Raw genomic sequence first — 19,270 nt, forward strand, 5'->3', positions numbered from 1 at the left:
CAGGTCAGCGGGAAAGCACCACGATTTCAGTTTCGTAGGCCTGCGAGGAGCGCATGGTCCCGCGGAACCAGCACACCGCATGCACCGCAGCGTCTCCGGGCGGCACTATTGGACGAAGGTTGTCCACCCGGGAGTTGGCTGTCACTGCCTCCCACTCCCACGTACCGCCGCCGTCCCGGGTCCGGCCGGCGTAGATCTCGTAGTGGGCGGTGGTGTCACCGGTCCGGGGATCGACCGGAGCGGAGATGTACACCCGGTCCAGGTCGTAAGGGTCCACCGCACCCAGCCCGGTGTAGTCCTGTTCGTGGGGGAGCAGGGCCGGGCCGGCGGCCGCGAGATGGTGCAGCTGCCAGCGCGTCCCATCGAAGCGCGCGTAGAGCAGGCGGTGATCGTCGACGTCGAGCACCTGTTCCCGCTCCAGGGCACCGTTGACGTCGTTCGCCCGGCAGCTGATGATCGCGGCCAGCTGCGGACCCTCGCCGCGGAGGTCGACAGTCCAGCCGTGGGTGAGGATGTCCCCGTCGAGTTCGGCGCCTGCCTGGAAGACCGTGGTGAGGGAGCTCTGGTTGATGCCGGCCGACCCGATCAGGGGTTTGGAAACCACCCGTCCCTGGGAGTCGTGCAGCGCGTTGTCCCGGACGTAGCCGTGATAGATGCTGTTGTTGAAGTCGCGGGGGTGGTGGTCCGTGGTGATGAGGTCGATGCGGTCGGTGCCGTTGCCGAAGTAGCGGGTGTAGCCGTTGACATAGCCCACCTTCGGCCGGGTAAAGAGCTTTCCGCCGAAACGCCAAGTGGTGCCGTCGTCCTCGGACACCATCAGGGTGGGGTCATCGTTGATGGCCCGGACAAAGTTGTACACGCGGGACTCGGAGTCCAGGCGGTGCAGGTTGGAGTAGGTGGCCCCGCGCCCGTCGGCCAGTTCCGTCCAGTCGAAGCACTGTTCAGGCCCCCATTCGGAGGCGTCGTGGGGCCGCGTGGAGATCCGCCAGCGGGAAAAGTTGTCTGTCTTGTGCTTGGCGTACATGGCCAGGTAGCGGCCGTCCGGCCTGATCAGCAAAGCAGGGGCGTCATGGTCGTCAGGCTCCAGCTTCCGGTGCAGGACATGTACCGTGCTCTGGCCTGTGGCCAGGTCCAGGACTGCAATTTCGATGTTGCCGCCCCGGCTTTCGCCGCCGGAGCCTTCCGGGGCAGCCACCGAGCCCACCAGCAGGGTGTTGGCTTTCGTGTCGACCACGGCCCGCTCGTCCTGGAACCAGCACCATGCGCCGTTGTCATTGATTGTGATCGGGTCCGGGGACATGGCACTCCTGTTATCGGCGGGAAAGCGTATTCCGTTATCCTTGCCCATACCTCTTCCGGGGTCAACGCAACTGCCCCGCTGATATCGAATCGACAGCCGCTCCGGCCGCCGGTCCGCCTGCTGCCGTACGGAGCCATTCCGTGTCAGGATCAAGGTATGCCCCAGCGCCTCATGCTGCTCGACACTGCCTCCCTGTACTTCCGTGCCTTCTACGGCCTGCCGGACACCATCCGCCATCCGGACGGAACGCCGGTCAACGCCGTTCGTGGACTGCTGGACATGATTGCCCGCCTCACCACCGACTACCACGCTACCCATCTGGTGGCCTGCTGGGACGATGATTGGCGGCCCCAGTGGCGGGTGGACCTGCTTCCCACCTACAAGGCCCACCGCGTGGCCCGGGCCGTACCGGACGGCACCGACGTCGAGGTGGTACCGGAGGGTCTCGAAGCGCAGCTGCCCATGATCCGCCGGGTGCTGGAGCTTGCCGGCATTGCCATCGTGGGCGCGGCACAGCATGAGGCCGACGACGTCGTGGGCACCTACGCGAGCCAGGCTGCCTTTCCCGTAGACGTCGTTACGGGCGACCGGGACCTCTTCCAGGTCTGTGACGACGAGCGCGGAGTCCGGGTCATCTACACCGCCCGCGGCATGAAGAACCTCGAAGTCATCACCGAGGAAAGTGTGGTGGCCAAGTACAAGGTCCTGCCCCAGCAGTACGCCGACTATGCCACCTTGCGCGGGGACGCTTCCGACGGCCTGCCCGGTGTGGCGGGAATCGGTGAGAAGACGGCGGCCTCCCTGCTGCTGAAGCACGGCACCTTGGAACGGCTGTTGGCAGCGGCGGAAGAGCCCGACGGCGGGGTGTCCGCACCTGTCCAGGCCAAGCTCACAGCCGCCGCCGCGTACCTGGAAGCAGCCCCCGCCGTCGTCCGCCTGGTGCGCAACCTGGAGCTGCCCACCCTGGATGAGGCCGGCGCCCTGCTGCAACCGGTGACCGGTGGGCGGCGCGCTGAACTCGAGCAGCTGGCAACGGACTGGAACCTGGGCGGATCGGTCCGCCGGCTGCTGACGGCTTTGGACCAGCGCGGTTAGCTGACGCTAATGGCGGTGAAAGCCGCGCTGTGGTGCGTCATTTAAGGACGCGGCGGGCGCCCCGGGATACTTAACGGATGACGCCGGATGTGCAGGGGTGACGCCGGGTTTCGGCCCGTGTCCGTTCATGTCAGGCGGCTTGAACGGGTCTTTTTGGGGATGGTTGGGTGAGGTTACGACCCTGACGAGAGGCCTCTTCCATGACAGTCACTTCAAATCTTGCTCCGCGCCGGCTTCGCGATATTTTCGGAACCTTCGCCAGCGGCCTGACTGTAATCACCGGTTCCACCCCGGACGGACCCGCCGGTTTCACCTGCCAGTCCTTTGCGTCCCTGTCGCTGGATCCGGCCCTGGTCACGTTCAGCCCGGCGCGCACCTCAACCACGTGGCCCGTGCTGCGGAAGGCCGGTTCCTTCACCGTGAATATCCTTCCGGCGGAGCACCAGCACCTCGCCGGGCAGTTCGCCCGCCCGGGAGCAGACAGGTTCGCAGGAGTCAGCCACACGTCGTCGCCGCTGGGAAATCCCGTGCTCGATGATGCGCTCGCCTGGATCGACTGCGAGCTTCACGCGGAGTACGACGGCGGTGACCACACCATCGTGGTGGCTGCGGTGCGCCATCTTCACGCGCGGCACGACGCGGAACCACTGCTGTTCTTCAGGGGCCGGTACTCCGGGCTTGCACCGGCGGAGGGATTGCTCGAAGCGGGGCGCTGAGGGGTCCTGCCACCCCATTGGCGGAAGGGCTTCCATCCCGCACCCGGGAACGCCGGCGGTCTGCACTCTTGCTTCAGGCCCATCCAGTAGTAAGCTTACTGAGCATTACTAGTAAGCTTGCTGATTAAATGGGATGGGAGCAGGAGCCATGGGCGCAATTTTCGGTACGGCCCTGTCACTGATGCTGACCGTTGGCGGTGCGGCGGTCGCCGCGGAGGGTGGCCCCGGAGCCGCCCAGCACTATCTTGCCGGACATGTGCTCCTCGGAGTGGGCATCGGCCTGTTGATCACCACCATGCTGCGGGCGGGTTCCCGGATTCTCCTGGCCCGGGCCGCTTCCCGCGCGGATAAGATCGTCGCGCTGCCCCCCGAAGCTGACCCGGCAACCGTCACCGTGCTGCCCATCCGGTCCACCGCTCCCATGCCGATGCGGGGCAGGCATGCAGCCTAAGGCGGAACCGGCCGCCGCATCTGGACAAGCCGCTGAGGCAGCCGCGGCGCGTCGCGTACCCCTGCGCCGTCGGAGGACCCATGCCCTGATCGTCCTGTGCTGCACCCTGGTTGGCGCCGCGCTGGTGGTTGGAGCGGCGGGCATCCGCTCCGCAGACGCCGACGAGACCGTCCTGCGGGGTTTCCAGATCCGCGTCTTGAGCATCAGCCAGGCGGCGGCAGAGAACAGGATGGACGGGGCACTGGCCGCCCTTCAGGCACTCGAGAAGGACCTGGGCGATGCGGCGGCAGCAGGCCGCCTCTCCGCTGCACGGTACCGCGGCATCGAGACCGCACTCTCGGCCGTGAAGTCGGACATTGCCACAAAAGTAGCCGCCGCCGCAGCACCTGCCGCGCCGGAACCCGGCACAGCGGCTCCTGCCCGTCCCGGCACCAACCAACTCGCCGACACCGCCCAAAGCGAATCCGTCCCCGCTCCCGTAGACCGGGTGCCTGCCGTGGCCCCTGCCCCTGCCCCGGCGGCCGTCCCCGGTGACCAGCGTTCGGACACCGCCAAGGAAGCCAAGGACAGAAACAAAGGCAAGGCGCAGGGGAAGCCCTGACCACAACGGCGGGGCCCACGCCGTCAGGGCAGAATGGACGGATGACTCCACCTGAGGGCTCCCCGTCCGCCGACGTTTTCGACCTTGCGGCCATCGGCGCCGGGCTCGCCTTCGAAGGTTCCCTTCCCGCGTTGCGAAGCGCATTGCAAAGCGCCGGTTCGCCGGGCGCCGCCGTAGTTCAGGCGCCGCCCGGAACAGGCAAGACCACGCTCGTCCCGCCGCTGCTGGCGAATCTGTACGGCCGCCACGGGCGCATCGTCGTCACCCAGCCGAGGCGCGTTGCCGCCCGGGCCGCTGCCCGCCGCCTCACGGTGCTGGACGGAAGGGGACCGGACGCCTGCGGGAAGGACAGCCGCGTGGGCTACACCGTCCGCGGGGAACGCAACGCGGGCCCCGGCACCCGGGTCGAATTTGTCACCCCGGGCATCCTGCTTCACCGCCTGCTGGCCGATCCCGCGCTTGACGGGACCGCCGCCGTCGTCCTGGACGAGGTTCACGAACGCGGGCTGGAGACGGACCTCCTGGTGGGCATGCTCGCGGAGGTCCGGGCGCTGCGGGGCGACCTGGCCGTCGTCGCCATGTCCGCAACGCTGGACGCGCCAAGGTTCGCCGCCCTGCTGGGGGATCCCGACGGCGCCGGGCCGGCACCCGTCGTCGACTGTCCATCCGTGAACCATCCCTTGGAGGTCCAGTGGCTCCCGGCGCCGGCCGCGCGGCTGGACGCCAGGGGAGTGAGCCGTTCCTTCCTGGACCATGTGGCCGGGGCAGCGGCGGACGCCCACACCCGCGCCCTTGCCGCTGGCCAGTCAATTGACGCCCTTGTGTTCCTTCCTGGTGCCAGGGAAGTCTCGCGCGTCGCTGAACTGCTCCGTACCCGGACTGGCCGCACCGTGGAGGTCCTCGAACTCCACGGCCAGGTGGGCGCAGCGGAGCAGGACAGGGCGGTGTCGGGGCGGGGTCCCGGGGATCCGCCGCGCATCATCGTCTCCACCGATCTTGCTGAGTCCTCCCTTACGGTGCCCGGCGTCCGGCTGGTCATCGACTCCGGGCTGGCGCGTGAACCGCGGCGCGATTCGGGCCGGGGCATGAGCGGACTGGTGACGGTTTCCTGCTCCCGCGCATCCGCCGACCAACGTGCCGGCCGTGCCGCCCGGCAAGGGCCGGGAACCGTGGTCCGCTGCTACTCGCAGCAGGCGTACGGGGCGGCCCCCGCCCACGTGACGCCGGAAATCAATGTGGCAGACCTGACCGGCGCCGCCCTCACCCTCGCCTGCTGGGGAGCGCCGGGCGGAAAGGGGCTCGCCCTGCCGGACGCGCCGCCACGGCTCGCGATGGAGGACGCCATCGAGGTGCTCCGCGAGCTGGGCGCCGTGTCCGACGACGGCCATGTGACGAAGGCCGGACGCGCGCTTGCCGGCATACCCGCCGATCCCCGGCTGGCCCGGGCATTGCTCGACGGCGGTGCCTCCCGTGGCCCGCAGCTCGCCGCGGAGGTGGTGGCCGCGCTCTCCGGGGACCACCGTGCCCCGGGCGCAGACCTGCCCCGCCTCGTGTCCCAGCTCCGTGCCGACCCGGGCCCGGCCGGTCGCCGCTGGGCAGAGGAGGCCAAACGCCTGGCCGGGCTGGCCCGGCGGCAAAAGACCGCTGCCGTGGCGGGCCCCGCCATACCTGCCACCGGCGGGGAAGCTGTGGGCGCCGTCGTCGCCCTCGCCTATCCGGACCGGGTGGCCCGGCGCGTGCCCGGCAGCGGTTGTGCCGGGCAGTACTTGCTGACCTCCGGCACCCGGGCAGGCCTGCCCGTTGGCAGCAGCCTGTCGGGGCAGGAATGGCTGGCCGTTGCGGAAGTGTCGCGGGCGGAAGGCCGGGACACTGCCGGCACCGGCGCCGTAATCCGCGCCGCTGCACCGCTCCCGGCCCAGGTGGCCGAATGGGCAGCTTCGCAGCTGTTGGCCGACACCGTGGATGCGGAATTCTCCGGCGGCCGGGTGAGCGCACGCAGGACCAGGCGGCTGGGCGCCATCGTGCTGTCCGCCACGCCCGTCCGGCCGACGGCCGAGCAGGGCAGGAAGGCCGTGGCGGCGGCGCTGCAGTCCCGGGGGCTCACGGCGCTGGAATGGTCGACGGCGGCGTCCGCCTTCCGGCGCCGGCTCGCCTTTCTGCACCGGGGGTTGGGAGAACCTTGGCCGGATGCCTCGGACGCTGCGCTGCTGGCGCGGCTGGAAGACTGGCTGGGGCCGGAGCTGGAAGAGCTCGCTGCCGGCAAGCCGGTCAGTTCCCTTGACCTGGCCCAGCCACTGCGCCGCCTGCTGCCGTGGCCCGAAGCCGCCCGGCTGGACGAGCTTGCGCCGGAAGCCCTTGAGGTGCCGAGCGGCTCCAGGATCCGGATTGACTACCCGGAGCCCGGTGATGGCGCTGCTGCGCCCGTGGTGGCGGTGAAACTGCAGGAGTGCTTTGGCCTGACAGAGTCCCCGAGGCTGCTGGGAGGCCGCGTCCCTGTGCTGTTCCACCTGCTGTCGCCGGCCCGCCGGCCGCTCGCCGTCACCGATGACCTCACTTCATTCTGGTCGGGACCGTACAGCCAGGTGCGGGCGGAAATGCGCGGCCGCTACCCTAAGCACCCCTGGCCGGAGGACCCCTGGTCGGCGCCCGCTACCGCCCGAACCAAACAGCCTAGATAGCTGCAAGCCAGGGACGCTCAGGAGTGCCTGGCAATGAAGTCGGCGACGGGGGCGGCCAGGGATGCCCCCACCTCGTCGGCAGGGCGCTTCTTGCCTGCCACCGCGAACGAATGGTCGCCGCCTTCCACCCACTGCAGGACGGCATTGGGCCCGATCCGGGACACGACGTCGGCCAGGATGTCCGGTGTGGCAAAGGTGTCCCGTGTGCCCTGCAGGAACAGCATGGGCAGAGCCAGCCCGTACAGGTGTTCGTCCCGGAGTTTCTCCGGCTTGCCGGGAGCATGCAGCGGGTAGCCCAAGTACACCAGGCCTGCAGCTTCCATGCCTTCGGCAACGGCCATGGAGGCCATCCTTCCCCCGAACGACTTGCCCGCCGCCCACAGCGGGCCGCCGTCACCATGGGCGTCGCTTTGGGCGCGGGCGGCAGCCATGGCGGCACGCCAGGCGGCGATAGCCAACGGAGCACGGTCGGGAAACTTCCGCCCAGCCTCCCGGTAGGGGAAGTTGAAGCGCAAGGTGGCCAGACCCAGGGTGTTCAGGGCATCGCTGAAGCCGCGGAGGAACGGGTGTTCCATGCCCGCGCCTGCCCCGTGCGCCACCACGACGGTGGCGGTTGGGTTGTCGGGCCGGGCATAGACGGCGGAAAAGGGGGCTTCACCTGCGGCAAGGGCGAACTGCTGATCGGTTGCTGGCATGGGTCAATCATGCCGGAGGCCTGCCGGATGTGCCGGTCCCGGGCGGTTGCGGGGTGTACGTTGTCCCCATGGCGAGTGAACAGACCACCATCACTGTCCCAGGTCCCAACGGCGAGCGCGGGATGCGGATTTCCAGCCCCAGCCGGGTCCTCTGGCCGGACCTGGGCCTCACCAAGCTGGATCTGGTGAACTACATCTGCGATGTGGGGGAGGCGTTCATCGCCGCCAACGGGGACCGGCCCATCTCACTCCAGCGGTATTCGGGCAACATCGACGGCGAGATGTTCTTCTCCAAGAACCCGCCCAAGGGCACGCCGGACTTCATCCGCTCCGTCAAAGTCGTCTACCCCAGTGCCCGGTCCCACCCCCAGCTGGTGTTGGACGAGCCTGCGGCCGCAGTCTGGGCCGTCCAGATGAACACCGTGGTGTTCCACCCGTGGCCTTCGCGCGCCGAAAACACGGACAACCCGGACCAGCTGCGCATCGACCTCGACCCGCAGCCCGGCACCGACTTCGACGACGCCGTCCCCGCCGCCCTGGTGCTGAAGAAGGTGCTGGCCGAGGCCGGGCTCACCTGCTTCATCAAAACCTCCGGCAACCGCGGACTCCACGTCTACGCCCCCATTGAACCGACCCGCGAGTTCCTGGACGTCCGGCACGCGGTCATCGCCGCTGCCCGGGAAGTTGAGCGGCGCATCCCGGACAAAGTGACCACCGCCTGGTGGAAGGAAGAGCGGGGCCGGCGCGTGTTCCTGGACTTCAACCAGGCCAACCGCGACCGCACCATCGCCGGCGCCTACAGCCCGCGGGCGCTTCCGCACGCCCCGGTGTCCTGCCCCATCACCTGGGACGAACTGGAGAGCGCCGATCCAAAGAACTTCACCATCCTCACCGTGCCCGGCCGGCTGAAGACGGTGGGGGATCCCTGGGCGGACTTCAGTGCCAGCCCCGGCACCATCGACACCCTGCTGGAATGGTGGGACCGCGACTGCAAGGCCGGCCTGGGCGAGATGCCGTTCCCGCCGGACTACCCCAAGATGCCGGGCGAACCGCCGCGGGTCCAGCCCAGCCGGGCACGTAAGCAGGACTAGGCCGCACACCACGTAACGGGGCCCTTGCGCACAAACACGGCGGCCGCCGTCGTACTTCACGACGGCGGCCGCCGGCAAAGCGCCCGTCGACGGTTCCCTGCGGCACTCCCGGGCCGGTTATTCGAACCGGGACGGATCTCCCATGCCGCGCCGGACAACCTCGGCCACCCCGCTGGAGAAGTCCACCACGGTGGTGGGCTCGGCGCCGCAGTCCCCGGCATCAATCACGGCATCCACCTGGTGGTCCAGCCGCTCCTTGATCTCCCAGCCCACGGTCAGCGGTTCCTCCTCATCGGGCAGCAGCAACGTGCTGGAGAGCAGCGGCTCGCCCAGTTCGGCCAGCAGCGCCTGCACCACCCTGTTGTCCGGGATGCGCACCCCCACCGTCTTCTTCTTTGGGTGCAGCAGCCGCTTGGGGACCTCCTTGGTGGCAGGCAGGATGAACGTGTAGCTGCCGGGCGTGACGGCCTTGATGCTGCGGAACACGTCATTGCTGATGTTCACGAACTGCCCCAGCTGGGCGAAGTCCCGGCAGACCAGCGTGAAGTGGTGCTTGTCGTCCAGGTGCCGGATGCTCCTGATCCGGTCCAGGGCCTCCCGGTTGCCCATCTGCGCGCCCAGGGCGTAGCAGGAGTCGGTGGGGTAGGCGATCAGGCCGCCGTCGCGGATAATCTTCACTGCCTGCGCAATGGCGCGGGGCTGGGGGTCGTGGGGGTGGACATCAAAGAAACGGGCCATGCCCCGAGCCTACGTTCCCGCGGGCCGGTGCGCACCCATCCTCCGCCGGCGGCGGGCGCGGCGGCGGCACGCATCCGCGGCACCCAATGGTGGGAGAATGTGCGTCATGGCTAGGGAACGCATCGTCATAGGCCTCAACGGCAGCGGCGACGGAGACCTCCTGGTGCACCGCGCCGCCAAGCTCCTCGAGCGGGCAGGCGGTGGTGACATCCTTGCAGTCCACGTCCGGACACCGTCCCGCGCGCAGGGTGAATCGCCGCACGCGCTGGAGTCCCAGCGGCGGCTTGTGGCCGGGATGGGCGGCAGCTATCACGCACTTTCATCCGGCGACGTCGCCGCAGCCCTGCTCGAGTACGCCCGCGCTCACAATGCCACGCACATCCTGGTGGGACAGAGCCGTCACCGGTTTGCAGTGCTATCCGGCGGGAGCGTTGAAGCCCAGGTGGTGCGCGGCGCCGGGGACATCGATGTCCAGGTGGTGTCGCGGCCGGCGGTGTCCAGGCCGACCCTGTCCAGAGGCGCCGGGCAGCGGACCGCACTGGGGCGGCGCAGGGTGATGATTGGGTTTGCGCTCGCCGCCGCGCTTCCGGCCGGGCTGCAACTGCTCCTGGGAGTCTTTGACCACAGTGTGGCCACGGCGGCACTGCTCCAGTTGGCAGGCGCGGTGGCCATCGCCCTGGTGGGGGGCCTCTGGCCGGCCGTGGCGGGAGCATTCTGGAGCAGCGTGCTGGTCAATTACTTTTCCACGCCGCCGCTGCGGGACCTTGCCATCCACGATCCGCAGGACATCCTGTCGCTGGCCGTGTTCGCCGGCGTGGCCGTCGCGGTGGCAGGGGTGGTGGACCGCTCTGCCCGGCGGTCAAAGGAGGCTGCCACGGCGCGGGCTGAGGCCGCCACCCTGGCCGACCTGGCCCTTGCGGCATCCCGCGACGAGGACAACCTGACGGTGCTTTTGGCGGAGGCGGTGAGCGTTTTCGGCGTTACGGGCGCCGCTGTCCTGGCCCGGCCCGGTGCAGGCGACGGGTCCGCAGGAAGCGGTGATGCGGTGGAGACCGCGATGAAGCACGACGCCGGAGCGGACCTGGGGCGGGGCGGCTGGCAGGTTCTTGCCGCGGCCGGGAATGCAGTGGGCCAGCTGGGAGGGGCGCTTGACGGGCCCCTTGGCACGGGGGCTCCTGGAACCACCGTTGAGCAGGTGGATGAGGAGACCACGCTGGTGCTGCTGGGCCGGGAAGTTCCGCCGTCCGGGCGCAGGCTGCTGGCCGCGTTCGCGGTGCACGTCAAAGCCCAGCTCGAGCGCAGCCAGCTGGCAGCCACCCGGACCGAAATGCTGCGCCTCGCCGAGGGGAACGCCATGCGCACGGCCATCCTCCGGGCAGTGTCGCACGACCTCCGCACGCCCCTGGCCGGTATCAAGGTGGCTGCCGGCGGGCTCCTGCAGAACGGCGTCTCCTACACCCCGGCGGAGCAGCATGACCTGCTGGAGACCATCGATGCCTGCACGGACCGGCTGGACCTGCTGGTGGCCAACCTCCTGGACATGTCGCGGATCACCGCGCAATCGGTGGAACCCCTGCTGGCCCCGGTGCGCTGGTCCGGGGCTGTTGAGGCCGCGCTGCGGGGCCTGCCCCAAGGAGCGGTGCGGGTCGCATTGCCCGCCAATATGCCCCCGGTGGATGCCGATCCCGGCCTGCTGGAGAGGGCGGTGGCCAACATCCTGGAGAACGCGCTGAAGTATGCCGCCGGGACGGCTGTGGTGGTGACGGGCGGTGCCGGCGGCAGTGTCCTGGACGGCCATCCCTGCGGGGAGTTGCAGATCATTGACCACGGTCCCGGCGTTCCGGCCCGGAAGGTGGTGGAGATGTTCCGTCCGTTCCAGCGGCTCGACGACACCTCCCCATCCACGGGGATTGGGCTGGGACTTTCGGTGGCGCAGGGCTTCGTCCAGTCGATGCGGGGAACGCTCACCGCCAGGGAAACCCCGGGCGGCGGTCTGACCATGGTGATCCGCCTGCCTCTCTCAACCGGCGTACCGGCAGGCGTCCCCGCCGGTGGCAGCACCGACGCTGCCCACGCAGGCGCCGGGGTGCGGCCATGAGGGCGAACGACGCCGGCACTCCCGGCAGTGGCCAGGCCAAGGCGAGGGTGCTGGTCATTGACGACGATCCGCACCTGTTGAAGGCACTCCGGATCACGCTTGCCGCGCACGGCTACGCCGTGGAGACGGCCGGGGACGGCGCTTCCGCCCTCGCGGCGGCCTCCCGGCTGGCGCCGGACCTGCTGGTCCTGGATCTGGGCCTGCCCGACATGGACGGGACTGAGGTCCTGCGGAACCTGCGCCGGTGGAGCGCTGCGCCCGTCCTGGTCCTGTCCGCCCGCCATGGCTCACCGGACAAGGTGGGCGCCCTGGATGCCGGCGCCGACGACTACATCACCAAGCCCTTCGGCCTGGATGAGCTGCTGGCGCGGCTGCGTGCCCTGCTGCGGAGGGTGCCCCAGGCAGAAACACACCCTTTGGTCAGCTCTGCCGGCTTTACCGTTGATCTCCTGGCAAGGCAGGTCCTGCGTTCCGGGCAGCCGGTGAGGCTTACCCCCACGGAGTGGAACATCCTGGAGATCCTTGTCCGCAACCCGTCCCGGCTCATCTCGCAGCAGCAGTTGCTGGCCGATGTCTGGGGCCCGTCCTACGGCAAGGAAGCCAACTACCTCCGCGTGTACATGGCCCAGTTGAGAAGGAAGCTGGAGGACGATCCCGGAAACCCCCGCCACCTGCTGACCGAAGCCGGCGCGGGCTACCGCTTCGTACCGTGAACCCAGGTATCACCAGGGAAGCATTCCTTCGCGGGGCACCGGATGGGGCAGGATGTTGTCTGCCCCAGTTCCGGCCGATGCGGTTCCGGCCCCTGAGAAGGAGACCCTGCCATGCCGACAGTCCTTAACCCCTACCTGAGCTTCCGCGACAACGCCCGCGAGGCGATGAACTTCTACCAGTCCGTGTTCGGCGGCGAACTGTCGCTCAGCACCTTTGGCGACTTCCAGGCCAGCGACGATCCCGCGGAAGCGCAGAAAATCATGCACGCCATGCTGGTCACCACCCAGGGCCTGGTGCTCATGGGCGCCGATACTCCCAACAGCATGCAGTACCACCCTGGCTCCTCCATATCCATTTCGCTCAGCGGAGACGACGAGGTTGAGCTTCGCGGCTACTACCAGAAGCTCTGCGGCGACGGAGGAACAGTTACTGTTCCCATGGAAAGGGCTCCGTGGGGCGATGTCTTTGGCATGTGCACCGACCGGTTCGGGGTCTCCTGGCTGGTCAACGTCAATGCCGCCCAGGTAACTCCGGCCCCCTGACCTCGGTGCGCTTTCCGGCCGGCTGCCCGATCCTGCCATGCTTCTTGAGGCCGCGCCCCCGGACTGCGAGGATTAAGGGGTGAGGCCCGTCATGGAGTTCTTGTCCGACAAATGGTGGATGGTGTTTCCACTGATGGCGTTCGCCGGCCGCTGGGCCAGCGGCTGGCGGCAGGCAGGCGAGCGCCGGCACCGGCGCCGGGTTGAACTGTACAGGCTCAGGAACCAGGCGCTGGAGGCTGAAAAAGCGTCCGTGGCCGAGGTGCAGGCGCTGATGGATACCCATGACGCCACCAACCGGCGGTGGCTCGACTACGAGCTGGACGTGGGCAAGCTTATCGATTTCCCCATGATGACCGACGTCCGCGAACCCCTCACCGTTGCCTTCCTTCGCGCCAAGCGGGAAGCGGACGGCCAACGGCCCGCCTCCGCCGAAGACCCTCGGTCCGCGGCCGCCCTTGATGCGTACCGGCAGGCGGTCAACAACTTCGCGGTGGCGCTTGACGTGGCCGAGCGCGAGGCCCGGCGCGTCAGGGACAGCAAGTTCAGTGGTCCGGAACGCGAACGGCTGGCCACCGCACGGAAACTGCTGATGATCGCCGAGAACGACGCTGCCACTCCAGCCGAACGGCAGGCCGCGTACAAGCGGGCGCGTCGTGAGCTGGACGGCCTCATCGTCCTGCCCGACGCCACCGTGGCGGCCCTCGAAGAGAAAATCGCGCCGGAGCTGGATGCCGGGCCGCGGCCGCCCCAGTTCCACCAGGGCTGAGTCCCTCCGGGTGCACGTCCCGCCTCATCGCCGGCGCGGAATAACGCCTCCGGAACTGGAGCGGCTCCGGTCTTTCCGGCCCCAACCCGTGTTTTGACCTCATGCCCGGGACGCGTACGATCGATAGGGTTTCCCGCCGGTTGTGCCAGCGCCGCAAGTCATTCCATGCAAACAGCTGGTGAACTATGCTGTGCAAGGCAGCCTGGTAAGTGAAACTGCTGAACGTCGTCTCTGCAGATTGGGCAACAGGTGGATATCACCTTCATGGTGGCGCTGGTCATCGCACTGGCACTATTTTTCGACTTCACGAACGGCTTCCACGACACCGCCAACGCCATGGCAACGCCCATCGCGACAGGTGCCATCAAGCCCAAGACAGCCGTAGCCCTGGCAGCGGTGCTGAACCTCGTGGGCGCATTCCTTTCCACCGAGGTCGCCAAGACGATCTCCGGCGGCATCATCAGGGAGGGATCCGGCGGCGTCCAGATCACCCCGGACATCATCTTCGCCGGGCTGATGGGAGCCGTCCTGTGGAACATGATCACCTGGCTCAAAGGCCTGCCGTCCAGCTCGTCCCACGCGCTGTTCGGCGGCCTTATCGGCGCAGCGGTCGTCGGGGCGGGATTCAGCTCCGTCAACCTTGAAACCCTGCTCCAGAAGGTCATCCTTCCGGCTGTTTTCGCCCCGGTCATTGCCGGCCTTGCCGCCTATGTCTGCACGCGCCTGGCCTACGCGCTGACTTCCCGCCACGACCCCGAGACGGGCACCAAGCTCACCCAGAAGCGCGGCGGCTTCCGCACCGGGCAGGTCTTTACCTCCAGCCTGGTGGCCCTGGCCCACGGCACCAATGACGCCCAGAAGACCATGGGCATCATCACCCTGGTCCTGATCGCCGCCGGAACCCAGGCCCCCGGCTCCGGCCCCCAGCTCTGGGTGATCGCAGCTTGCGCCATGGCCATCGCCATCGGCACCTACGCCGGCGGCTGGCGCATCATCCGCACCATGGGTTCGGGCCTGACGGAGGTCAAGCCAGCCCAGGGTTTCGCCGCCGAGACCAGCACCGCGTCGGCGATCCTGGCATCCTCGCACCTCGGCTTCGCCCTTTCCACCACGCAAGTGGCCTCAGGGTCAGTGATCGGTTCCGGAATGGGCCGCCGCGGGACCACGGTCCGCTGGAACATGGTGGGCAAGATCGCGCTGGGATGGCTGTTCACCCTCCCGGCCGCGGGCGTCGTCGGCGCCCTGACCGCCCTCCTGGTGAAGACCGGCGCCGTGGGCGTCCTCATCGCCGCCGTGGCAGGCAGCGCGGCCGTCCTGTTCATGTTCTTCTACTCACGCAAGTCCTCCGTGAGCCACCAGAACGCCGTCGAGGTGGAGGAAGCCGGCCAGGCCGTCCGCTTTGCAAAGAAGAAGGCGCGGGCCGAAGCCAAGGCGAAAGCCAAGGCGGACGCAAAGGCCAAGGCAGAAGCAAGAGCAACAGCAAACAACCGCAAGGAGACCTAACGATGAAGTGGTTGGAACTCCTGACCGTTGCCGGCGCCACCCTCGTGTCCGCGGCCATTGTGGTGACCCTCTACTCGCTTGGGGTCCGGTTTACGGCCATTGCCGCTGACGCCCAGCAGGCGTCTCCCGGCGTCAAGCGCTCCGTCGCCTACGTATGCTTCGGGTTGTGCGGCGTGGCAGTCCTCTTCGGGCTGTACCTGATCATCCCGTACTTCACGAAGTAGCGCCCCTCTTCACGCAGCCCTGCTGGACGGTTGGTTGGGCCTGCTGATTGGCGGGTCTGCCACGGCTCGCTAGGCTGGGCCCATGCCACGCATCCAGTACTTTGTTGCAGCCTCCCTTGACGGCTTCATCGCCACCACCACCGACGACCTGGGCTGGCTGTTGCAGTTCGACGGTTTCGAAGGCGGAGCGGACAGCTACAACGACTTCATGTCCGGGGTGGGCTGCATTGTCATGGGCGGGGAAACGTTCGCGTGGTTGATGGCGCACGAGCCGGGCAAGTGGCCCTACACCGGCACGCCCACCTACGTGTTCACCCACCACGAATACCGTGCCCCGGACGGGGCAGACATCACTTTTGTCCGCGGGGACGTCCAGGAATTCATCGCGGACTTCCGGCGCGACGCCGGGGACAGGAACATTTGGGTGGTGGGTGGCGGCAACCTCGCGGCCCAGTTTTCCGACGCCGGACTGCTGGATGAGATCATCCTCTCCGTCATTCCAGTGGTCCTGGGTGCAGGGAAGCGGCTGCTGCCGATGCAGGGCCCGACGCCGGCACTTGAGTTGGCTGCTTCCCGCACCTTGGGCAGGGGGATCGTCGAGCTGCGCTACCTGCTTCCCGCGGCATCCCGCCCGCAGGCCTGAGCCAAGCCCTGGGGCTGGCCTGGCTCAGCCGGCGTTGTCCCGGAGCATGTTCGTGATCCGGGCCGTTGAAAGGCGGCGTCCCTGGGCGTCGGTCATGACCACCTCGTGCGTGGTCAGGGTGCGCCCCAGATGGATGGCGCTGCAGGTGCCGGTCACCAGGCCACCGGCGATGGACCGGTGATGCGTGGCGCTGACTTCGATGCCCACCGCGTGGCGGTCCAGACCGGCATGCATGCCCGCTGCGAAGGAGCCCAGGGTTTCCGCGAGCACCACGTGGGCCCCGCCGTGCAGGATCCCGGCCACCTGGGTGTTGCCTTCCACGGGCATGGTGGCAACAGTGCGTTCCGGGCTCATTTCCAGGAAATGGATCCCCATCTTCACCACCAGGGCGCCGACGCCGAACCTGCCCAGCCAGCCGTGCATGTGGTCGGGAATTCCGGCAGCTGCCAGCTCTTCGGCGAATGCGCCCGGCGTGAAATTGTCTGTCATGGCAACTAGGCTGGCACCTGTGAGTGAAACAACCAAACCGGCTCCTTTTCCGTCCCAGGCCATCGATGAGGGGGCTGCCGCGCAGCCCCGCTCCGCCGCCCCAAAGGCTGCCGTAAAGAGCGCCGCACCCGCCGCCGGAGGGTCTGTTTCAGCTACGGAAGCTCCTGTCATTCCCATTACGGACCAGCCGCGCCTGCTGGTGCTGGACGGCCATTCCATGGCGTTCCGTGCGTTCTTCGCCCTGCCGGCGGACAAGTTCTCCACCTCCAACGGCCAGCACACCAACGCCATCCACGGCTTCACGTCCATGCTGATCAACCTCATCAAGGAGCAGCAGCCCACCCACATCGCGGTGGCCTTCGACGTCTCCGACGAATCGACCCACCGGAAGACCGAGTACAGCGAGTACAAGGGCGGACGGAACGAAACCCCCCGCGAAATGAGCGGCCAGATCGACCTCATCGCCCAGGTCATGGAGGCCTGGGGCATCAAGACCATCAAGATGCCCGGCTACGAGGCGGACGACATCCTGGCCACGCTCGCCACCATGGGTGAAAAAGCCGGCTTTGAGGTGCTGCTCGTTTCGGGCGACCGGGATGCCTTCCAGCTCGTCACGGACAACGTTTTTGTGCTGTACCCCAAGAAGGGTGTCAGCGACATCCCCAGGATGGACGCCGCAGCCATCGAAGCAAAGTATTTCGTTCCCCCGTCCCGCTACTCCGACCTCGCCGCCCTGGTGGGGGAGACCGCGGACAACCTCCCGGGCGTCCCTGGCGTCGGGCCGAAGACAGCGGCCAAATGGATCAACCAGTACGGCGGCCTGGAAGGCGTCCTGGAACACCTCGACTCCATCGGCGGAAAAGTCGGGGACTCGCTCCGGGAGAACGTCGAAAACGTCAAACGCAACCGCCGCCTGAACCAGCTGCATACCGATCTCAACCTCCCCGTCACGCTGGAGGACCTCCACGAGCCGCGCCCGGACCAGGCAGCCATCGAGGACCTCTTCGACCAGCTCGAGTTCAAGGCCATCCGCGGCCGCCTGTTCGCCCTTTACGGCGACGCCGACACCCCCGCCGCCGAACGCGAAAGCATCGACACCCCGGACTACACCGTCCCCGCCGGTGCCGCTGAACTGGGCGCCTTCCTGGCTGCCGGCACGGGCCAGCGGTCCGCACTCGCCGTCGACCTCGTCCCGGGCCGGATCGGTGAAGACGCCGCTGCGGTGGCCATCGTCGGCGGCGACGCCGCAGCTTACGTGGACCTCTCCAGCCTGGACGCGGAGACCGAGAACGTACTGGCCGCCTGGCTGCGCGATCCTGAAGCGCCCAAGGTCATGCACGGTTTCAAGGCCGCGCTCAAGGCGTTGACGGCCCGCGGCCTGGAGTTGGAGGGCGTGGTGGACGACACCGCCATTTCCGGCTACCTCATCCAGCCCGACCGCCGCACCTACGAGCTCGCCGAGCTCGCCCAGCACCACCTCAATGTGGGGATTCCCGCGGCCACTGCCAAGGCCGGGCAGCTGGAGCTGTCCTTCGACGGCGACGACAACGCCGCCGCCGACTCCCTGGTCCAGGCCGGCGCCGTCGTGCTGGCCCTGAGCCGCTACTTCGAGGACGAACTCAAGAGCCGCAAGGCAGAGGAACTGCTGTCCACCCTTGAGCTGCCGGTCAGCCGGGTGCTTGCGGACATGGAGCTCGCGGGCATCGCCATCGACATGGACAAGATGGACGACCAGCTTGCCGACCTCGCCAGGGTGATCGACCAGGCCCAGGAACAGGCGTTCGCAGCCATCGGCCACGAGGTCAACCTCGGCTCGCCCAAGCAGTTGCAGACCGTGCTGTTCGAAGAGCTGCAGCTGCCCAAGACCAAGAAGATCAAGTCCGGCTACACCACGGACGCCGCCTCGCTCAAGAACCTCCTGGAAAAAACCGGGCACGAGTTCCTGGTCCAGCTCATGGCGCACCGCGAGGCCGCCAAGCTGCGGCAGATGATCGAGTCGCTGAAGAAGTCCGTCGCGGAGGACGGCCGCATCCACACCACCTATGCGCAAAACGTTGCCGCCACGGGCCGGATCTCATCCAACAACCCCAACCTGCAGAACATCCCCATCCGCAGTGAGGAAGGCCGGCGGGTCCGCGGCATCTTCGTCGTCAGCGACGGCTATGAATGCCTCCTTTCCGCCGACTACTCCCAGATCGAGATGCGCATCATGGCCCACCTCTCCGGAGACGCGGGGCTGATCCAGGCGTACAAGGACGGCGAGGACCTGCACCGGTTCGTCGGCTCCAACATCTTCCACGTCCCCACGGACCAGGTCACCAGCGCCATGCGCTCCAAGGTCAAGGCCATGTCGTATGGCCTTGCCTACGGGTTGACCTCCTTCGGCCTGTCCAAGCAGCTCGAAATTTCCGTTGATGAGGCCCGTACCCTCATGAAGGACTACTTCGACCGCTTCGGCGCCGTCCGCGACTACCTTCGCGGCGTGGTGGACCAGGCCAGGGTGGATGGGTACACGGCCACCATCGAGGGGCGCCGCCGCTACCTGCCGGACCTCACCAGCACCGACCGGCAATTGCGTGAGAACGCTGAACGCATCGCACTGAACAGCCCCATCCAGGGCTCCGCCGCAGACATCATCAAACGCGCCATGCTGGGAGTCCACGCCGAACTGCAGGCCCAGGGCCTGAAGTCCCGCATGCTGCTCCAGGTCCACGACGAGCTGGTCCTTGAGGTGGCTGCGGGGGAGCGGGCTGCCGTGGAGAAGCTGGTGACCGAGCAGATGGCTGCTGCGGCAGACCTCAGCGTCCCCCTGGAGGTCCAGATCGGCGTGGGACCCAGCTGGTACGACGCCGGCCACTAGGTCCGCCGCGGGCGCTGCGGATATGCCTCAGCGTTTTTGCTGGTCAGGCGCCGGATTCATTGGCTA

General features: G+C 68.0%; 18 protein-coding genes. 14 read left to right on the plus strand and 4 right to left on the minus strand.

All coding sequences use genetic code 11. The annotated features are described in order from the left end of the window. Positions 1 to 4 precede the first annotated feature (4 nt). Positions 5 to 1,300 carry a BNR-4 repeat-containing protein gene (locus ACIGJD_RS09525; RefSeq protein WP_483689306.1) on the minus strand — a complete coding sequence of 432 codons (1,296 nt, stop codon included), beginning with the start codon at positions 1,298 to 1,300 and terminating at the stop codon, positions 5 to 7. A 156-nt stretch (positions 1,301 to 1,456) separates the two neighbouring features. Here ACIGJD_RS09525 and ACIGJD_RS09530 point away from each other — a divergent pair, with 156 nt between their 5' ends. The 5 genes from ACIGJD_RS09530 (at position 1,457) to hrpB (ending at position 6,841) form a co-directional block, all read left to right on the plus strand. Next, positions 1,457 to 2,395 carry a 5'-3' exonuclease gene (locus ACIGJD_RS09530; RefSeq protein WP_483689307.1) on the plus strand — a complete coding sequence of 313 codons (939 nt, stop codon included), beginning with the start codon at positions 1,457 to 1,459 and terminating at the stop codon, positions 2,393 to 2,395. A gap of 200 nt (positions 2,396 to 2,595) precedes the next feature. After that, a complete protein-coding gene (locus ACIGJD_RS09535; protein WP_483689308.1) occupies positions 2,596 to 3,111 on the plus strand; it encodes a flavin reductase family protein in 516 nt (171 codons plus the stop codon). Between the two features lie 148 nt (positions 3,112 to 3,259). After that, positions 3,260 to 3,562 carry a hypothetical protein gene (locus ACIGJD_RS09540; RefSeq protein ID WP_483689309.1) on the plus strand — a complete coding sequence of 101 codons (303 nt, stop codon included), beginning with the start codon at positions 3,260 to 3,262 and terminating at the stop codon, positions 3,560 to 3,562. Then, positions 3,552 to 4,163, plus strand: a complete 612-nt coding sequence (locus ACIGJD_RS09545; protein WP_483689310.1) for a hypothetical protein — start codon at positions 3,552 to 3,554, stop codon at positions 4,161 to 4,163. Before ACIGJD_RS09540 ends, ACIGJD_RS09545 begins: the two co-directional genes overlap by 11 nt. 41 nt (positions 4,164 to 4,204) lie before the next feature. Beyond that, on the plus strand, positions 4,205 to 6,841 hold the full coding sequence (gene hrpB, locus ACIGJD_RS09550; protein ID WP_483689311.1) for an ATP-dependent helicase HrpB: 2,637 nt from the start codon (positions 4,205 to 4,207) through the stop codon (positions 6,839 to 6,841). A gap of 17 nt (positions 6,842 to 6,858) precedes the next feature. Here the strand turns inward: hrpB and ACIGJD_RS09555 are convergent, their stop codons facing one another. Next, positions 6,859 to 7,536, minus strand: coding sequence for an alpha/beta hydrolase family protein (locus tag ACIGJD_RS09555; RefSeq protein WP_483689312.1), 678 nt, complete (start codon positions 7,534 to 7,536; stop codon positions 6,859 to 6,861). Positions 7,537 to 7,604: 68 nt separating this feature from the next. On the opposite strand from ACIGJD_RS09555, the gene ligD reads away from it, so the two are divergent. Then, the gene (gene ligD / locus ACIGJD_RS09560) at positions 7,605 to 8,627 is read left to right on the plus strand and encodes a non-homologous end-joining DNA ligase (protein ID WP_483689313.1); all 1,023 of its coding nucleotides are present in this window, start codon (positions 7,605 to 7,607) and stop codon (positions 8,625 to 8,627) included. A 117-nt stretch (positions 8,628 to 8,744) separates the two neighbouring features. Here the strand turns inward: ligD and ACIGJD_RS09565 are convergent, their stop codons facing one another. Next, entirely contained in the window at positions 8,745 to 9,365 is a 621-nt protein-coding gene (locus ACIGJD_RS09565) for an L-threonylcarbamoyladenylate synthase (protein ID WP_142133947.1), read from the minus strand. A 106-nt stretch (positions 9,366 to 9,471) separates the two neighbouring features. Here ACIGJD_RS09565 and ACIGJD_RS09570 point away from each other — a divergent pair, with 106 nt between their 5' ends. The 7 genes from ACIGJD_RS09570 (at position 9,472) to ACIGJD_RS09600 (ending at position 15,855) form a co-directional block, all read left to right on the plus strand. Continuing rightward, positions 9,472 to 11,463: a DUF4118 domain-containing protein gene (locus ACIGJD_RS09570; protein ID WP_483689314.1), complete on the plus strand. Its 1,992-nt coding sequence runs from the start codon at positions 9,472 to 9,474 to the stop codon at positions 11,461 to 11,463. Next, entirely contained in the window at positions 11,460 to 12,176 is a 717-nt protein-coding gene (locus ACIGJD_RS09575; RefSeq protein WP_483689315.1) for a response regulator, read from the plus strand. The genes ACIGJD_RS09570 and ACIGJD_RS09575 overlap by 4 nt, the downstream gene beginning before the upstream one ends. Before the next feature lie 111 nt (positions 12,177 to 12,287). After that, positions 12,288 to 12,719, plus strand: a complete 432-nt coding sequence (locus tag ACIGJD_RS09580; protein WP_483689316.1) for a VOC family protein — start codon at positions 12,288 to 12,290, stop codon at positions 12,717 to 12,719. A 91-nt stretch (positions 12,720 to 12,810) separates the two neighbouring features. After that, positions 12,811 to 13,485 carry a hypothetical protein gene (locus ACIGJD_RS09585; RefSeq protein ID WP_483689317.1) on the plus strand — a complete coding sequence of 225 codons (675 nt, stop codon included), beginning with the start codon at positions 12,811 to 12,813 and terminating at the stop codon, positions 13,483 to 13,485. Between the two features lie 249 nt (positions 13,486 to 13,734). Further along, on the plus strand, positions 13,735 to 14,988 hold the full coding sequence (locus tag ACIGJD_RS09590; RefSeq protein ID WP_483689318.1) for an anion permease: 1,254 nt from the start codon (positions 13,735 to 13,737) through the stop codon (positions 14,986 to 14,988). A 2-nt stretch (positions 14,989 to 14,990) separates the two neighbouring features. After that, entirely contained in the window at positions 14,991 to 15,212 is a 222-nt protein-coding gene (locus ACIGJD_RS09595; protein WP_483689319.1) for a hypothetical protein, read from the plus strand. An 82-nt stretch (positions 15,213 to 15,294) separates the two neighbouring features. Continuing rightward, a complete protein-coding gene (locus ACIGJD_RS09600) occupies positions 15,295 to 15,855 on the plus strand; it encodes a dihydrofolate reductase family protein (RefSeq protein ID WP_483689320.1) in 561 nt (186 codons plus the stop codon). Positions 15,856 to 15,879: 24 nt separating this feature from the next. Here the strand turns inward: ACIGJD_RS09600 and ACIGJD_RS09605 are convergent, their stop codons facing one another. After that, on the minus strand, positions 15,880 to 16,344 hold the full coding sequence (locus ACIGJD_RS09605) for a hotdog fold thioesterase (protein ID WP_483689321.1): 465 nt from the start codon (positions 16,342 to 16,344) through the stop codon (positions 15,880 to 15,882). Positions 16,345 to 16,561: 217 nt separating this feature from the next. Between ACIGJD_RS09605 and polA the strand changes: the two genes are divergently transcribed. Next, positions 16,562 to 19,204 carry a DNA polymerase I gene (gene polA / locus ACIGJD_RS09610; protein ID WP_483689462.1) on the plus strand — a complete coding sequence of 881 codons (2,643 nt, stop codon included), beginning with the start codon at positions 16,562 to 16,564 and terminating at the stop codon, positions 19,202 to 19,204. Positions 19,205 to 19,270: the final 66 nt, after the last annotated feature.

Source organism: Arthrobacter sp. E1SS-5 (assembly GCF_057073715.1).

Bases quoted from the DNA above. Each gene is read 5' to 3' on its own strand.
- ACIGJD_RS09605 (WP_483689321.1), bottom strand. From the start codon at position 16,344: ATGACAGACAATTTCACGCCGGGCGCATTCGCCGAAGAGCTGGCAGCT.
- hrpB (WP_483689311.1), top strand. From the start codon at position 4,205: ATGACTCCACCTGAGGGCTCCCCGTCCGCCGACGTTTTCGACCTTGCG.
- ACIGJD_RS09525 (WP_483689306.1), bottom strand. From the start codon at position 1,300: ATGTCCCCGGACCCGATCACAATCAATGACAACGGCGCATGGTGCTGG.
- ACIGJD_RS09555 (WP_483689312.1), bottom strand. From the start codon at position 7,536: ATGCCAGCAACCGATCAGCAGTTCGCCCTTGCCGCAGGTGAAGCCCCC.
- ACIGJD_RS09570 (WP_483689314.1), top strand. From the start codon at position 9,472: ATGGCTAGGGAACGCATCGTCATAGGCCTCAACGGCAGCGGCGACGGA.
- ACIGJD_RS09580 (WP_483689316.1), top strand. From the start codon at position 12,288: ATGCCGACAGTCCTTAACCCCTACCTGAGCTTCCGCGACAACGCCCGC.
- ACIGJD_RS09585 (WP_483689317.1), top strand. From the start codon at position 12,811: ATGGAGTTCTTGTCCGACAAATGGTGGATGGTGTTTCCACTGATGGCG.
- ACIGJD_RS09575 (WP_483689315.1), top strand. From the start codon at position 11,460: ATGAGGGCGAACGACGCCGGCACTCCCGGCAGTGGCCAGGCCAAGGCG.
- ACIGJD_RS09540 (WP_483689309.1), top strand. From the start codon at position 3,260: ATGGGCGCAATTTTCGGTACGGCCCTGTCACTGATGCTGACCGTTGGC.
- ACIGJD_RS09565 (WP_142133947.1), bottom strand. From the start codon at position 9,365: ATGGCCCGTTTCTTTGATGTCCACCCCCACGACCCCCAGCCCCGCGCC.
- ACIGJD_RS09600 (WP_483689320.1), top strand. From the start codon at position 15,295: ATGCCACGCATCCAGTACTTTGTTGCAGCCTCCCTTGACGGCTTCATC.
- polA (WP_483689462.1), top strand. From the start codon at position 16,562: ATGGCGTTCCGTGCGTTCTTCGCCCTGCCGGCGGACAAGTTCTCCACC.
- ACIGJD_RS09595 (WP_483689319.1), top strand. From the start codon at position 14,991: ATGAAGTGGTTGGAACTCCTGACCGTTGCCGGCGCCACCCTCGTGTCC.
- ACIGJD_RS09545 (WP_483689310.1), top strand. From the start codon at position 3,552: ATGCAGCCTAAGGCGGAACCGGCCGCCGCATCTGGACAAGCCGCTGAG.
- ACIGJD_RS09530 (WP_483689307.1), top strand. From the start codon at position 1,457: ATGCCCCAGCGCCTCATGCTGCTCGACACTGCCTCCCTGTACTTCCGT.
- ligD (WP_483689313.1), top strand. From the start codon at position 7,605: ATGGCGAGTGAACAGACCACCATCACTGTCCCAGGTCCCAACGGCGAG.
- ACIGJD_RS09535 (WP_483689308.1), top strand. From the start codon at position 2,596: ATGACAGTCACTTCAAATCTTGCTCCGCGCCGGCTTCGCGATATTTTC.